This is a genomic window from Bacillus sp. N1(2025), from assembly GCF_053470005.1.
In genome coordinates this window covers 624,042-638,282 of record NZ_JBLTJB010000001.1, presented here as the reverse complement: position 1 = coordinate 638,282, position 14,241 = coordinate 624,042, and the positions used below count along the sequence as shown (strand labels likewise).

Annotated in this window: 13 protein-coding genes; 1 reads left to right on the top strand and 12 read right to left on the bottom strand. The window is 48.1% G+C overall.

Translation table 11 applies throughout. The annotated features are described in order from the left end of the window. Positions 1–53 precede the first annotated feature (53 nt). The 4 genes from ACNFN4_RS03590 to brxB all read right to left on the bottom strand — a co-directional run bounded on the left by ACNFN4_RS03590 (position 54) and on the right by brxB (position 2,940). A complete protein-coding gene (locus tag ACNFN4_RS03590) occupies positions 54–776 on the bottom strand; it encodes an amino acid ABC transporter ATP-binding protein (protein ID WP_003153229.1) in 723 nt (240 codons plus the stop codon). Next, the gene (locus ACNFN4_RS03585; RefSeq protein WP_003153227.1) at positions 769–1,428 is read right to left on the bottom strand and encodes an amino acid ABC transporter permease; all 660 of its coding nucleotides are present in this window, start codon (positions 1,426–1,428) and stop codon (positions 769–771) included. The genes ACNFN4_RS03590 and ACNFN4_RS03585 overlap by 8 nt, the downstream gene beginning before the upstream one ends. A 61-nt stretch (positions 1,429–1,489) precedes the next feature. After that, positions 1,490–2,257 carry a transporter substrate-binding domain-containing protein gene (locus ACNFN4_RS03580; protein ID WP_014418331.1) on the bottom strand — a complete coding sequence of 256 codons (768 nt, stop codon included), beginning with the start codon at positions 2,255–2,257 and terminating at the stop codon, positions 1,490–1,492. Positions 2,258–2,502: 245 nt separating this feature from the next. Further along, the gene (gene brxB / locus ACNFN4_RS03575) at positions 2,503–2,940 is read right to left on the bottom strand and encodes a bacilliredoxin BrxB (RefSeq protein WP_015417784.1); all 438 of its coding nucleotides are present in this window, start codon (positions 2,938–2,940) and stop codon (positions 2,503–2,505) included. 178 nt (positions 2,941–3,118) lie between these two features. Here brxB and ACNFN4_RS03570 point away from each other — a divergent pair, with 178 nt between their 5' ends. After that, positions 3,119–4,015, top strand: coding sequence for a YegS/Rv2252/BmrU family lipid kinase (locus ACNFN4_RS03570; RefSeq protein ID WP_022552989.1), 897 nt, complete (start codon positions 3,119–3,121; stop codon positions 4,013–4,015). 42 nt (positions 4,016–4,057) lie between these two features. Here the strand turns inward: ACNFN4_RS03570 and ACNFN4_RS03565 are convergent, their stop codons facing one another. The 8 genes from ACNFN4_RS03565 to ACNFN4_RS03530 all read right to left on the bottom strand — a co-directional run bounded on the left by ACNFN4_RS03565 (position 4,058) and on the right by ACNFN4_RS03530 (position 14,090). Further along, a complete protein-coding gene (locus ACNFN4_RS03565; RefSeq protein ID WP_014418334.1) occupies positions 4,058–5,320 on the bottom strand; it encodes a dihydrolipoamide acetyltransferase family protein in 1,263 nt (420 codons plus the stop codon). 21 nt (positions 5,321–5,341) lie between these two features. Further along, complete coding sequence (bfmBAB, locus tag ACNFN4_RS03560; RefSeq protein ID WP_014418335.1) at positions 5,342–6,325, bottom strand: 3-methyl-2-oxobutanoate dehydrogenase subunit beta; 984 nt, start codon at positions 6,323–6,325, stop codon at positions 5,342–5,344. 12 nt (positions 6,326–6,337) lie between these two features. Continuing rightward, positions 6,338–7,330 (bottom strand): thiamine pyrophosphate-dependent dehydrogenase E1 component subunit alpha, encoded by a 993-nt coding sequence (locus ACNFN4_RS03555; RefSeq protein WP_014418336.1) that lies wholly within the window; start codon positions 7,328–7,330, stop codon positions 6,338–6,340. A gap of 22 nt (positions 7,331–7,352) precedes the next feature. Then, the gene (gene lpdA, locus ACNFN4_RS03550) at positions 7,353–8,774 is read right to left on the bottom strand and encodes a dihydrolipoyl dehydrogenase (protein ID WP_182071819.1); all 1,422 of its coding nucleotides are present in this window, start codon (positions 8,772–8,774) and stop codon (positions 7,353–7,355) included. Next, positions 8,764–9,879: a butyrate kinase gene (buk, locus tag ACNFN4_RS03545; protein WP_182071821.1), complete on the bottom strand. Its 1,116-nt coding sequence runs from the start codon at positions 9,877–9,879 to the stop codon at positions 8,764–8,766. Before buk ends, lpdA begins: the two co-directional genes overlap by 11 nt. Positions 9,880–9,896: 17 nt before the next feature. Next, the gene (gene bcd / locus ACNFN4_RS03540; RefSeq protein ID WP_007612452.1) at positions 9,897–10,991 is read right to left on the bottom strand and encodes a branched-chain amino acid dehydrogenase; all 1,095 of its coding nucleotides are present in this window, start codon (positions 10,989–10,991) and stop codon (positions 9,897–9,899) included. A gap of 13 nt (positions 10,992–11,004) precedes the next feature. Then, positions 11,005–11,898, bottom strand: coding sequence for a phosphate butyryltransferase (gene yqiS, locus ACNFN4_RS03535; RefSeq protein WP_448199994.1), 894 nt, complete (start codon positions 11,896–11,898; stop codon positions 11,005–11,007). Positions 11,899–12,020: 122 nt separating this feature from the next. Then, positions 12,021–14,090, bottom strand: coding sequence for a sigma-54 interaction domain-containing protein (locus ACNFN4_RS03530; RefSeq protein ID WP_015240180.1), 2,070 nt, complete (start codon positions 14,088–14,090; stop codon positions 12,021–12,023). Positions 14,091–14,241 lie beyond the last annotated feature (151 nt).

Genomic DNA, 14,241 nt, shown 5'->3' with positions numbered 1-14,241 from the left:
TCTTTCTCAAAAAAAGAAGAAGAGCATTCTTCTTCTTTTCTTCCAGTTATATTTTATAATATTTTTTCTAAAAAGTCCTGTGCTCTTTTTGACTTCGGAGAAAGAAAAAATTCTTCCGGCTGCCCGTCTTCCACGATCGTCCCTTCATCCATAAATAATACGCGGTCTGCGACTTCTTTGGCAAATCCCATTTCGTGCGTTACGATCACCATTGTCATGCCCGTCTGCGCGAGCTCTTTCATCACCTCAAGAACTTCTTTGACCATTTCCGGGTCAAGAGCCGAGGTCGGTTCATCAAACAGCATGATGTCAGGATTCATGGCAAGCGCCCGCGCGATGGCGACCCGCTGCTTCTGTCCGCCTGACAAACGGTTCGGATAGTCGTTCCGTTTGTCAAGCAGTCCGACTTTTTCAAGGAGAGCGCACGCCTTTTCCTCCGCCTCCTTTTTAGACTCTTTCTTTACGCTGACCGGCGCGTATGTGATATTTTCAAGCACCGTTTTATGAGGAAACAAATGAAAATGCTGAAATACCATGCCGATATTTTCCCGCACTTTCAGTTTATTCGTTTTAGCTGCGGTGATTTCGTTTTCTTTAATGGCAATCGTTCCGCCGCTCGGGGTTTCCAGCAGATTTAAGCAGCGCAGAAACGTTGATTTGCCGGAACCGGAAGGGCCGATGACAGCGACGACTTCCCCTTCTTCGATCTGTGTTGAAATGTTTTTCAGTACTTCATGTTTCCCGAATGATTTTGACAGGTTGTCGACCTTAATCATTGGCTTTCAGCTTCCTTTCTACGCCTTTTCCGATGAATGCTAAGATCAAAACGAGCACGTAATAGATTAAGCCCGCCACAATAAGAGGTTCTAAATAGTTGTATGTTGCGGCGCCGGACTGGTAGGCCCGTCTCATAATGTCGCCGAGACCGATAACTGTGACGATCGCCGATTCTTTCGTTAAGGTGATTAATTCGTTAATAATAGCCGGAGAAATGTTTTTAAACGCCTGCGGCAGCAGCAGATCTTTCATCATTTTTCCGTACGGCACGCCGAGAGCGACGGCAGCCTCTTTTTGTCCTTTGTCAATTGCGTTGATTCCCGCTCTGATAATTTCAGAGACGTAAGCGGCCGAATTGAGCGATAATGCGGTGACCGCCGCCCAAAATTGATCGATCTGAAAGCCGAGGAGCTGCGGCATACCGAAATAGATGATCATCAGCTGCAGCACGAGCGGCGTGCCGCGGAATATCGAAGTATAAAAATCCGCAATCCATTTCAGCGGACTGATCGTGCTGATTTTAAATAAGCTGAGCACGATTCCTAAAACAAGACCGATGACCGCTGAAACGAGCACAATTTTCAATGTGACCGCAAGGCCTTCCAATATAAAAGGAATTTGGGGGATTGTCGCTGAGAAATCCAAATTCATACGTGTGATCTCCTTTGTCTTTATTCAAGATAAAAAGCTCAACGAAAAGTTGAGCTTTCTTTTATTTCTCGTTGGTGAACCATTTTTTCTTCAGTTTTTCGATTTCTCCGTTTTTCTCCATTTCTTTCAGCGCTTTGTTAAACTTCGCTGTCAGATCACTGTCTTTGCGGAACGCAATCGCGGAGCCCGATTCGTCTGATTTCGCATCTGCTGACGCAAAGCCCTGCAGATCTTGATTTGAATTGAAATAGCCTTGTGCTACGATGTCTTCGATAATCGCGGCATCAAAACGCCCGGATTTGATCTCTTCGGTTAAATCTGAGATCCGGTTGCGGTCTTCGAGCTGAAAACCGTATTTCGAAGCGAGCTTCTTGCCTTTTTCCTCTTGAATGGAGCCAAGCTGCACACCGACGGTTTTGCCTTTCAGATCATTCAGGGATTTAATGCTGCTTCCCTTTTTCGTAACAATCATATTGTTAGCAGTATAATAAATATCAGAAAAATCAACTTGCTTTTTCCGTTCCGGCGTAGGTGTCATTCCAGATAAAATCATATCTACCTGCTTGGACTTCAAGGCTGTAATCAGGCTGTTGAAGTCCATGTCCTGCACCTCAACGTCATAGCCGGTCTTTTTGCCCAGAGCTTTCGCCAGATCAACGTCAAACCCGGTGATCTGATCGCCGTCTTTATATTCAAATGGTTTATAGTCAGCCGATGTACCCATAATCAGCTTGTTCTTTCCGCCCTCTGATCCTGAATTGCCTGATCCGCAGGCGGACAGCGCAAAGGTGATACATGCGGCAGCTAATACCAACAGCCATTTCTTCATGATTCATTTCCCCCATATCTACTGATCTCTTAAAATTGAATATTTATTCGTTAACTTGTATTTTAAACACTTTTTAAGTGTGATGCAATACTATTTTTGAAAAATATATTTTCCTTTCTGTGTTTATTATAGTCATTGTTTTTCAGATTAGTGACAGCTGAACGCCGATGTATAAATATTTATATTTATACAGATTCCATATAAAAAACCCCCGCAAGCGCTCGGCTCCGGGGTTTTTCTTTCACTTATACTTCTTCACAATATTCTTCAAATGCTTCCTGCAGTTTTGTGACGACGGCCATCGGCTCATGGCCTTCAATTTCATGGCGTTCCACCATTTTCATGATTTTCCCGTCTTTTAAAATGGCAAATGACGGAGAGGACGGCGGATAGCCTTCAAAGTATTCTCTCGCTTTGGCTGTCGCTTCTTTATCCTGTCCGGCAAATACCGTCACAAGCTGATCCGGGCGTTTATCGTAATGTACGGAATGGTACGCGGCAGGCCGTGCAATACCGCCTGCGCATCCGCACACAGAGTTGACCATAACGAGTGTCGTTCCTTTTTTCGAAAGCGCATCGTCCACTTCCTCAGCGGTTTTCAGCTCTGTATACCCGGCAGCCGTGATTTCCTGGCGGGCTTGACGCACGACATCATTCATAAATAAATTAAAATCCATATTCAACTGGGACCTCTCCTTTTTGATCATCTCTTCTTATGATAGCAAGGAACCTCCCTATCGGCAAATAACACCGCTCATAACCAATTGTTTTTTGACCCTTTTATGTTCCCTATGTAAGTTTATGACCTTTTAAAAACGGGAAACTTGTTAAGAAGATTGTCTGAAATAAAGGAGCAGTCGTATGAGCCAACGGAAAGCAGTATTAATTTATAACGGAAACGCCGGTCAAAAACAGATTGATAAAACCCTCGGCACGGTCGTCCCCATTTTGGCCCAGTCAGCTGACGAACTTTTGATTAAACCGACCAAACATCAGGATGATGCCCGTCAGTATTGTGAAAATCTCGACAGTTCAGTTGACCATTTATATATTTTAGGCGGGGACGGCACTGTGCATCAATGCATCAACAGCATCAGCAAGCTTGATCACAGACCCGCTGTCGGCATTTTGCCGGGAGGAACGTGCAACGATTTCTCCCGGGCGCTCGGCATCCCGCAAAACCTTCAAAAGGCCGCTGAAGCGCTCGCGGCCGGACATAAACAGATGATTGACGTCTGTAAAACGGATGACGGCTATTTTCTGAACTTCTGGGGCATCGGATTGATCACCGAAGCATCAAGCCATATCAATGAAACTGAAAAAGCATGGCTTGGTAAAATCAGCTATTTCACGAGCGCCTTGCGGACGATGACAAGCGCGAACCCGTTTCCTGTCAAATTGACGATTGACGGCGAGGTGAAAGAAGACGAAGCCGTAATGGTGCTTGTCATGAACGGGCATTATATCGGGACAAACAGAGTTCCCCTGCCTGATGCCAGCCTCCGGGACGGCTTAGCCGATGTGTTAATCTGCCGCAACACAAGCCTTGCCGCGTTGCGGGAACTGATGACGATGGAGCAGGGTTCATTTGATGATTTCAAAGGAGAGCTGTCCTATATTCAGGCCTCCAGGATTGAAATCGAAACCGGACGTGAGATGGACGCGGATACAGATGGCGAGGTATACGGAACAACACCTTGTACGATCGAAGTGAAAAAACATCATCTCACTATGCTTGTTCCCGAGGATTCACAATGAAAATAAAAAACTCCTTTTGCCGCCCGGGCAAAAGGAGTTTTTTTAATATACTGACGTATGTTCATCAATGTTTTCTAAGATCTCTTTGACGCGTCCGAGGAATCGGCCGCACACGAGCCCGTCGAGCACTCTGTGATCTAAAGACAGGCAAAGATTAACCATATCACGAACGGCGATCATCCCGTTATTCATGACAACCGGTCGTTTGACGATAGATTCTACCTGAAGAATCGCCGCCTGCGGATGGTTGATAATGCCCATAGATTGAACTGAGCCGAAAGATCCCGTGTTATTGACGGTAAATGTGCCGCCCTGCATATCTTCCGCGGTAAGTTTTCCGTTTCTCACTTTTTTCGCAAGGTCCGTTATTTCTCTGGCTATGCCTTTAATCGTTTTTTCATCAGCATGCTTAATAACCGGAACAAACAGCGAATCTTCCGTGGCAACGGCAATGGAGATGTTGATGTCTTTCTTTTGGACGATTTTGTCTCCCGCCCACATACTGTTCATCTGCGGGAACTCTTTGAGAGCCTGCGCCGCCGCTTTTACAAAGAAAGCGAAAAACGTTAAATTGAAGCCTTCTTTTTGTTTAAATGAGTCTTTAATGCTGTTTCTGTACGCCGTCATGTTCGTGACGTCGACTTCCATCATCGTCCAGGCATGCGGAATTTCTGTTTTGCTTTTATGCATATTGGCGGCGATGGCTTTTCTGACGCCTGTAACCGGAATTTCAATATCACCGGCTGACAGAGCGGGTGCCGGTGCTTGTTTTTGCTGTTGTTTCGGCGCTTGTTGCGTTGTTTGAACAGCAGCCGGCGCCGGTGTTTCCGATTTCTGCTTCATTCCCGAATCAATGATCTTTTGAATGTCTTTTCGCGTAATTCTTCCGCCTGCACCCGTTCCTTCAACTTCTTCAAGCTGAATGCCGTGTTCTCCCGCTAATCTGAGCACGGCCGGCGAATAACGCGCTTTATTTGACTGATCTTTACCTTGGCGGTTTGCACCGGTGTCTGAAGGGGTATTCTGCTCTTCTTCCCGCTTCGGCGCCTCTTCGGTTTCCGTTTCTTCTGTATCAATTTTGCAGATGATCTCGCCGACTGCAAGAGTCTGGCCTTCTTCTCCTACAAGTTCTGTAATCGTACCGGTAAAAGAAGACGGCACCTCCGCATTCACTTTATCCGTCATGACCTCCGCGATGGGGTCATATTTATTCACTTGATCACCGGGGGATACCAGCCACTTGCTGATCGTCCCTTCCGTCACGCTCTCTCCGAGCTGAGGCATAGCCATTTGTTCAATCGCCATGTCAAAAACCTCCTTACGTCTTTAAAACTCCGCTAATTCTCTCATCGCGGCTTCTGCTTTGTCAGGATTCATCATGAAGTATTTTTCCATTGTCGGCGCATAAGGCATTGCCGGAACGTCAGGACCTGCAAGCCGCTTGATCGGCGCGTCTAAATCAAATAAGCAGTTTTCAGAAATAATGGCGGCGACCTCGCTCATAATACCGCCTTCTTTCGTATCTTCCGTGATCAGCAATACTTTTCCCGTTTTAGAAGCAGCTTCAATGATGGCTTCTTTATCTAACGGATAAACCGTACGCAAGTCTAATACGTGCGTGGAAATTCCGTCTTTTTCAAGACGCTCGGCAGCCTGCAGAGCAAAATGGACGCATAATCCGTACGTAATGACAGTAATGTCGCTGCCTTCGCGTTTTACATCCGCCTTTCCGATCGGAAGGACGTAATCATCCGCAGGGACTTCGCCTTTAATCAGGCGGTACGCCCTCTTATGTTCGAAAAACAGCACCGGATCTTCGTCACGGACTGCAGCTTTCAACAGCCCTTTTGCGTCATAAGGAGTTGAAGGCATGACAATTTTAAGGCCCGGCTGGTTGGCAAAAATGGCCTCCACAGATTGGGAATGATACAACGCGCCGTGCACGCCGCCGCCGTAAGGCGCTCTGATGACCATCGGACAGCTCCAATCATTGTTTGAACGGTAGCGTATTTTTGCCGCTTCTGAAATGATTTGGTTGACCGCAGGCAGAATGAAATCGGCAAACTGCATCTCGGCAATCGGGCGCATGCCGTACATCGCGGCGCCGATTCCGACACCGGCAATCGCTGATTCAGCAAGCGGCGTATCCATCACCCGCTCTTCTCCGAACTGTTCATAGAGACCCGCCGTTGCTTTAAACACGCCACCTTTTCTCCCGACGTCTTCCCCGAGAACAAAAACGCGCGGATCTCTTTCCATTTCTTCTTTCATTGCTGCATTAATACTGTCAATATAAGACATTACAGACATAAGTATTCCTCCCTACTTCGCATAAACGTGATCAAGCGTTGATTCAGGAGATGCGTATGGCGCTTTCTCCGCTTCGTCTGTCGCTTCGTTTACGATAGCCATGATGTCATCCAGCATGGTCTTTTCTTCTTCTTCACCTAGAAGCCCGGCTTCTTGCAAGTATGCTTTGTATAAAAGAAGCGGATCTTGTTTCTTCGCTTCTTCTACTTCTTCGCGTTCTCTGTAGCTGCTGTCATCGTCATCACTGGAATGCGGCGTCAAACGGTAGGAAACCGTTTCTATTAATGTAGGGCCTTCGCCTTTAGACGCCCGTTCGCGCGCTTCTTTTACGGCCCGGTAAACTTCCAGCAGGTCGTTTCCGTCAACAGTGACTCCCGGCATGCCGTAGCCTGCCGCCCGGTCGGATATTTTCTCGCACGCCACCTGTTTGTCATACGGGACAGAAATGGCATACTTATTGTTTTCACACATGAAAATGACCGGCAGTTTATACACGGCGGCAAAGTTTGCCCCTTCGTGAAAATCCCCCTGGTTGGAAGATCCTTCTCCAAAGGTAACAAAAGAGACGATATCCTTTTTATCCATGCGTCCCGCAAGCGCGATTCCGACTGCATGAGGAACCTGCGTCGTAACAGGGGATGAGCCCGTTACGATTCTGTTTTCCTTTTGCCCGAAGTGGCCCGGCATCTGCCTTCCGCCTGAGTTCGGGTCAGCCGCTTTCGCAAAACCCGACATCATCAAATCCTTTGCAGTCATACCGAATGCAAGCACAACCCCTATATCTCTGTAGTACGGAAGCACATAGTCGGTATCACGGTTTAAGGCATAGGCCGCGCCTACTTGTGCCGCTTCCTGTCCTTGACATGAAACAACGAACGGAATTTTGCCCGAGCGGTTTAAGAGCCACATTCTTTCGTCGATTTTTCTGGCTAACAGCATGGTTCTATACATTTCAACGGCTTCTTCGTCAGAGAGCCCTAATGCTTGATGGCGGTTTGTAGTCATTCAAACCCCTCCTTCTTTCCTTTTAAAAATGAATCGCGTTTCCGTCTGCGGCTAACGCAGCTTCTCCAATCGCTTCTGACAGCGACGGATGCGGATGTATGGACTGGCCGATTTCCCAAGGCGTCGCATCGAGCACCTTGGCAAGCCCCGCTTCAGAGATCATATCGGTGACGTGCGGGCCGATCATATGAACACCGAGAATATCATCTGTATTCCGATCGGCGACGATTTTGACAAAGCCGTCGCTTTCTCCGTATACAAGAGCCTTTCCGATCGCCATGAACGGAAACTTCCCGATTTTCAGTTCATGCCCTTTTCGGGCGGCTTCTTCTTCTGTCAGACCGACGCTCGCCGCTTCCGGATTTGAATAAATGCATTTCGGCACAAGAGCGGCATCAAGCGGAGCCGGATTAAGACCCGCCATATGCTCAACGGCAATGATGCCTTCACGGGAGGCCACATGCGCAAGCTGCAGCCCGCCGACAACATCACCGATCGCATAAATGTGCGATTCCTTCGTCTGCCCGGCTTCGTTCACGATGATAGAACCGTTTTCCGCTTCAATGTCCGTGTTTTCAAGGCCGATCCCTTCAATGTTCGGCTGGCGGCCGATGGAAACAAGCATTTGTTCCGCGTGATACGTTTCTTTTTTTCCATTCTTTTCAGCGGCAATTGAAACGCCGTCCGCTTTTTCCAATGTATCCGGAAGCACTTTCGCACCCGTCACGATCTTAATTCCTTTTTTCGTTAACAGTTTTTCCATCTCGCTTGAAATATCACGGTCTTCAGTCGGCAAAATGCGGTCCGCATATTCAATCACAGTGATATTGACGCCGAAATCGTTCAGCATGGATGCCCATTCAATTCCGATGACACCGCCGCCGACGATCATCATGGATTGGGGCAGACGTTCAAGCTCTAACGCTTCATCTGATGTCAGAATATATGTACCGTCTGCTTCTAAACCCGGCAGCATTTTCGGTCTTGAACCGGTTGCGATAATCAATTGTTTCGGTATCAGCATGTCGTTTTCTTCACCATTTGCGTATTCGACGGAAACCGTACCGGGAAGAGGTGAGAAGATGGAAGGGCCGAGCATACGTCCGTACCCGTTGAATACATCAATCTTCCCCTTTTTCATCAAGTGGGCGACACCGCCGGCCAGCCGGTCAACGATTCCCTGCTTTCGTTTTTGCACGCTGTCAAAGCGGAGGGAGACACCTTCCGTTTCAATGCCGAATGCTGCCGCTTCCTTTGCGGTTCGGTACACTTCCGCGCTTCTTAACAGCGCTTTACTCGGGATACATCCTTTATGCAGGCATGTTCCGCCGAGCTTTTCTTTTTCTACAACGGCCGTTTTTAAGCCGAGCTGGGCCGCTCTGATGGCGGCTACATAACCGCCCGTGCCGCCGCCCAGAATGACCACATCATACTCAGTCGCCATTTGTTTTCACTCCTTCGCCGATCTGATATTGCTTTGACTGCTCCTCACCGGCTAAAACCCGAAGCGCGCCTTGCGTGAGAGATTGCAGTTCATTTTCTCCCGGGTACACCAGTACATCCGAAATCCAATCTATGTACGATCTGATAGCGGATACGAAACTTTTCCCGTACGCCAATCCGCCCGTCAGGACGATAATGTCTACTTTTCCTTTTAAAACGGCGCTTGCCGCCCCGATTTCTTTTGCTACTTGATAAGCCATGGCGTCATAAATGAGCCGCGCGTTTTCATCTCCGGCCTGAATGCGTTTTTCCACTTTGACAGCGTCCGTTGTCCCCAGGTAGCCGGAGAGTCCGCCCGTGCCGACAAGTTTTTTCATCATATCGGCTTTTGAATACTTGCCGGAAAAACACATCTCCACCAAATCACCCGCCGGAACGGTTCCCGCGCGCTCCGGGCTGAAGGGTCCTTCTCCGTGAAGCCCGTTGTTGACATCCGTCACCCGTCCGCAATCATGGACACCGACTGTGGTGCCGCCGCCCATATGAGTGACGATCATCTTCATCTGTTCATACCGTTTGCCGAGGGACGCCGCCGCCTGACGGGCAACAGCTTTTTGGTTCAAAGCATGGAAAATGCTTTTCCGCTTGATTTCAGGCATTCCCGATACTTTAGCGAGCGGAGTCATCTCATCCACCACGACCGGATCGACGATATACGCGGGAATATTTAATCCGTCAGCTATTTCCCTGGCAATAATTCCGCCCAGATTAGAAGCATGCTGGCCGTTGTAGCCGTTTTTCAAATCAGTGATCATGGCGTCATTCACTTCATATGTGCCGCCCTCAATCGGTCTGAGCAGGCCGCCTCTGGCACAAACGGCATCGAACTTTGAAATGTTGATGCCCTGTTCGTGTAAAGACTCAAGAATGCTTATTTTTCGAAATTCGTATTGGTCGATAATGCTGTTAAATGTTTTCAGCTCTTCTTCGGGATGCCGCAGCGTCTTTTCAAAGATACAGCGTTCATTGTGAAAGACACCGATTTTCGTTGATGTTGAGCCTGGATTCAGAATGAGAATGCGTTTTTCCTTTTCGAACATTTTCATACCTCCAGATCAAATTCCTATCGTCTGCTTAATATACTTTGGCCGTTTTGCAGAAACTGGCTTCTTGAACGGCGCATGCGCTCAATTCGTTCCTCAGCCAAACGGTCAGCCGCTAAGTATGTCGGAATGCCGTCACGCGCGGAAATATCGAGCACCCGCTCAATGTTTGCATAGATGCCCTCAACCTTTTTCAAAGCCCGCTCAGCATTGTAGCCGTAAAGCTCATCGGCTACATTGATGACGCCGCCTGCATTGATGACATAATCCGGAGCGTACACGATTCCCATTTCATGAATGGTATCGCCGTGACGTGTTTCTTTCAGCTGGTTATTGGCCGCTCCCGCAATGACTTTCGCCTTCAGCTGTTTAATCGTGTCATCGTTAATGACGGCGCCGAGAGCACATGGGGCATAAATATCGCACGCCTGTGAGTAAATGTCGTCGGGATCAACTGCGCGGGCGCCGAAGTCCTCAACAGCACGTTTAACAGATTCTTTATTGATATCCGTTACGATTAAAGAAGCGCCTTCTTCGTGAAGGTGGCGGCATAGATTGTAAGCCACATTTCCCACGCCTTGCACGGCAATTGTTTTACCTTCCAGTGAATCAGTGCCAAACGCCGCTTTCGCTGCGGCTTTCATCCCTTTGTAGACGCCGTACGCCGTAACCGGGGACGGATTTCCTGATGAACCGAATGCCGGAGAAATTCCGGTTACATAGTCTGTTTCATCATGAATGATGTCCATATCTTCCACGGTGGTGCCGACGTCTTCCGCCGTAATATACCTTCCGTTTAAGCCTTGGATGTACCGGCCGAACGCGCGGAACATTTCTTCATTTTTATCTTTGCGCGGGTCTCCGATAATAACGGTTTTCCCGCCGCCTAAGTTTAAACCGGCAGCCGCATTTTTATAAGTCATGCCTTTTGCGAGTCTTAGTGCATCTTCAATCGCCGCTTCTTCACTGTCATATGTCCACATTCTTGTTCCGCCGAGTGCAGGGCCGAGCGTCGTATCATGAATCGCGATGATCGCTTTTAATCCGGATTGTTCATCTTGGCAGAATACCAATTGTTCGTAATCATAAGTCTCCATATATTTAAAAATTTCCATAGGTTCGTTCCTCCTACTGTTCTTGTGATGCGCAAATCGCAAGCGCAATTGAATACAGTTTATTTTCTGCGGTATCCGCTCTGCTCGTTAATGCGATCGGCGCTTTTGCACCGGCGATGACGGCAGCAACATTTGCTTTCGCAAAATAAATCAATGACTTATAAAGCATATTTCCGGCCTCGATTGAAGGAACCAAGAGAATATCCGCCTGGCCCGCTACGCTTCCGGAAATCCCTTTTTGCAGCGCAGCCGCTCGGGATACGGCATTATCCAAAGCAAGCGGTCCGTCCGCAATGCAGCCGGTAATCTGTCCTCTGTTGCACATCTGGACGATCGCAGCCGCGTTCAGGGTCGCCTCCATTTTCGGATTAACCGTTTCAATAGCGGCAAGGACTGCGGCTTTCGGCATAGGGTTCCCTACTGAATGTGCGACATGAACCGTATTTTGCAGAATATGCCCGAGCTCTTCAAGAGACGGGGCAATGTTCAGCGCTGAATCAGTCACATACATCAGCCGGTCATAGTCCGGCACCTCAAAAACGGCTACATGTGATAACACCCTTTTTGAACGAAGCCCTTCATGGCGGTTTAAAACCGATTTCAGAAGAGTTGAGCTCGGCAGATTCCCTTTCATTAAAATGTCCGCCTCTTGTTCACGCACTGCGCGCACTGCTTTTGCCGCAGATTCTTCGGGTGAATCGGCGTGGATGATTTCAGCATTGAACTTCGGCTCATTTGCCAGAAGCTCTTTCAGCTTTCCGCTGTCACCCGTCAGTAAAAATCGTGCCGACAAGTGTTCTGCCGCCATTTTGACGGCCTGGATCACTTCTTTATCTGCTGCGTGGGCCACTGCAATGGTTTTTGCGTTTTTTGCCGCGGCTTTTTCAACTAGGTCTCTCAGCTTCATTTTGTACCACCTTCCTTGTGCGAATCCGCTTTTAACAATGCAAGTTCCGTGCCAAATATGCGGGAGGGTTTATTCCGGCTTTTTTCAAGAAAACATGCAGCTGTTTGCGCTTTCTCTGCAATTTATTGCATGCCGTCATTTGCAAGGCCGTACTTGTCCATTTTGTAGTACAGATTCCGAATGCTGACACCAAGCGCTTTTGCCGTTTTGGTTCGGTTGAATTTATGCTTTTCAAGCGTTTTTTGAATGACGTGCGCTTCAAATTTTTCAACAGCCTGAGACAGCTTTTCCCCTTCCACATCCGGAAAATCACTTTGGGTGCCGTTTTTTTCATTCAGCTCTGATTCAAAAACAGGCAGATGCTGCTGTTCGATCCGTTCCATGTGCGGCTCTAAAAATATCATTGCCCGTCCGAGAACATTTTCAAGCTCCCGGACGTTTCCCGGCCAGCTGTAGGCTGATAAAGCTCGCAGCGCGTTCGGTGTGAGCCCCTTTACATTGCGGCCGTAATCCTGATTGATTTTTTCAATGAGCCGAATGCTCAGCGCTTCAATATCTTCTTTGCGCTGCCGAAGCGGCGGGATTGAGATCGGATAGCGGTTAATCCGGTAATACAGGTCTTCACGGAACGCGCCTTCGGCCATGGCCTTTTCGATGTTGACGTTTGTCGCTGCGATAATTCTGACATTGACAGAAATCGCTTTAGCGCCGCCGACTCTGATAATTTCTTTTTCCTGCAGAACTCTGAGCAGCTTTGCCTGGGTGCTTTGGGTCAGCTCTCCGATTTCATCTAAGAAAATGCTGCCGTTATTCGCTTCCTCAAAAAGTCCTTTTTTGCCCCCGCGCCTCGCGCCCGTAAACGCGCCTTCCTCATAGCCGAAAAGCTCGGATTCTAGCAGGGATTCAGAAAGGGCCGCACAATTGACCCGGATGAATTTATTGTATTTTCGGTCGCTTTCATTATGGATGGCGTGGGCGAAAAGTTCTTTTCCTGTGCCGGATTCTCCCCGCAGCAGAATCGTCGCCGGCGTTTTCGCCCCGAGCTTCGCCTGTTCAAGGGCGACCAGCATTTGTTCACTCGTGCCGATAATGTCGTCAAACGTGTATTTCGCTTCAAGCGTGCGGATGATCTGGCGCGCCCGATTCAGCTCAGCAGTCAGCGTTTTAATTTCTGACACATCGTGAATGACGCCGACGCTGCCTTTTAAAATACCGTCCACAATAACGGGGGCAACATTTACGATAACATCCTTTTTATTGGGGCCGACCTTCATCCTCACACCCCGCACGGGCCGCCTTGTCCCCAATACTTTCAGGTGCATGCTTTCCCCTTCTGAGATATCGGTGGAAGCGGGTTTTCCGATGACTTCGCTTTCTGACAGCCCGGTCATTTTTGTATACGCTTTGTTGATTAACATTCCGATGCCGTTTTCATCAACGACGGAAATGGCCTCGTCTGAGGATTGAATAATCGCTTCAAGCATGGTGCGGATTTGTTTTAAGTTCGTGACCTCTTCCGCCAGTTCAACTGCATCGGTAATGTCTTTAAACACGCATAACGCGCCGAGAAGTTTTCCGCCTTCATCAATGATCGGCAGTCTTGTCGTGACAATCTGCAGGTGCTTTCCGAGAAGCTGCTTCTGGTTATATTCCGGCTCTCTCGTTTCCAGAATCCGCGGCAGCTTTGTGTTCGGCACTACGTCTTTAATTTGGCGGCCGATGACATCCTCCCGTTTTTGGCCGACCATTTTTTCTGCCATCTGATTAAATAAAATGATCGTTTCGTTGACGTCTATAAAAATCATGCCGTCGTGCGTTGAATTAAAAATCCGGTCATGCTTATACGTCTGCGACTTGAGCATTTGGATAAGCTGCTGTTTTTCCTCCATCAGCTGAAACACCATGTACGCCAATTTTCCCGGCATGACGATGGTTTGTTCTTTTTTCTCATGGAGCAGCTCATCCATGACCGCTTTATCGCCTGTTGTATGGATGATAATATCTATATCTTCGGTTATGTAAGGTTTCCAATCTGATGAGGTTGCAATTCCATATTTCCGGGCTTCTTGCAGCCCTTGCGCCTCCGGATCTTGATCAACCACCGCAATAATCCGGATCAGCTTTGTTTTCATCAAAATCTGTAGGAGCGCCGTGCCTCCTTTACCAGCACCTATAATCAGCACCTTCTGCATCCCGATACCCCTTTATATGAAAAAATTTGCACACCTGTATTTTCCGTTGCAATAATTTGCACAACCCCTATGTTACCACGTTTTGATCTCTTGACAAAATATTTTTTCGATTGGACAATAAAGGAAAACATATCGTAAAGGGGTTTTCTGA

Coding starts and splice junctions, on each gene's coding strand:
- ACNFN4_RS03590 (WP_003153229.1), bottom strand. CDS start 776: ATGATTAAGGTCGACAACCTGTCAAAATCATTCGGGAAACATGAAGTA.
- ACNFN4_RS03585 (WP_003153227.1), bottom strand. CDS start 1,428: ATGAATTTGGATTTCTCAGCGACAATCCCCCAAATTCCTTTTATATTG.
- ACNFN4_RS03580 (WP_014418331.1), bottom strand. CDS start 2,257: ATGAAGAAATGGCTGTTGGTATTAGCTGCCGCATGTATCACCTTTGCG.
- ACNFN4_RS03570 (WP_022552989.1), top strand. CDS start 3,119: ATGAGCCAACGGAAAGCAGTATTAATTTATAACGGAAACGCCGGTCAA.
- ACNFN4_RS03565 (WP_014418334.1), bottom strand. CDS start 5,320: ATGGCGATTGAACAAATGGCTATGCCTCAGCTCGGAGAGAGCGTGACG.
- bfmBAB (WP_014418335.1), bottom strand. CDS start 6,325: ATGTCTGTAATGTCTTATATTGACAGTATTAATGCAGCAATGAAAGAA.
- ACNFN4_RS03555 (WP_014418336.1), bottom strand. CDS start 7,330: ATGACTACAAACCGCCATCAAGCATTAGGGCTCTCTGACGAAGAAGCC.
- lpdA (WP_182071819.1), bottom strand. CDS start 8,774: ATGGCGACTGAGTATGATGTGGTCATTCTGGGCGGCGGCACGGGCGGT.
- buk (WP_182071821.1), bottom strand. CDS start 9,879: ATGAAAATGTTCGAAAAGGAAAAACGCATTCTCATTCTGAATCCAGGC.
- bcd (WP_007612452.1), bottom strand. CDS start 10,991: ATGGAAATTTTTAAATATATGGAGACTTATGATTACGAACAATTGGTA.
- yqiS (WP_448199994.1), bottom strand. CDS start 11,898: ATGAAGCTGAGAGACCTAGTTGAAAAAGCCGCGGCAAAAAACGCAAAA.
- ACNFN4_RS03530 (WP_015240180.1), bottom strand. CDS start 14,090: ATGCAGAAGGTGCTGATTATAGGTGCTGGTAAAGGAGGCACGGCGCTC.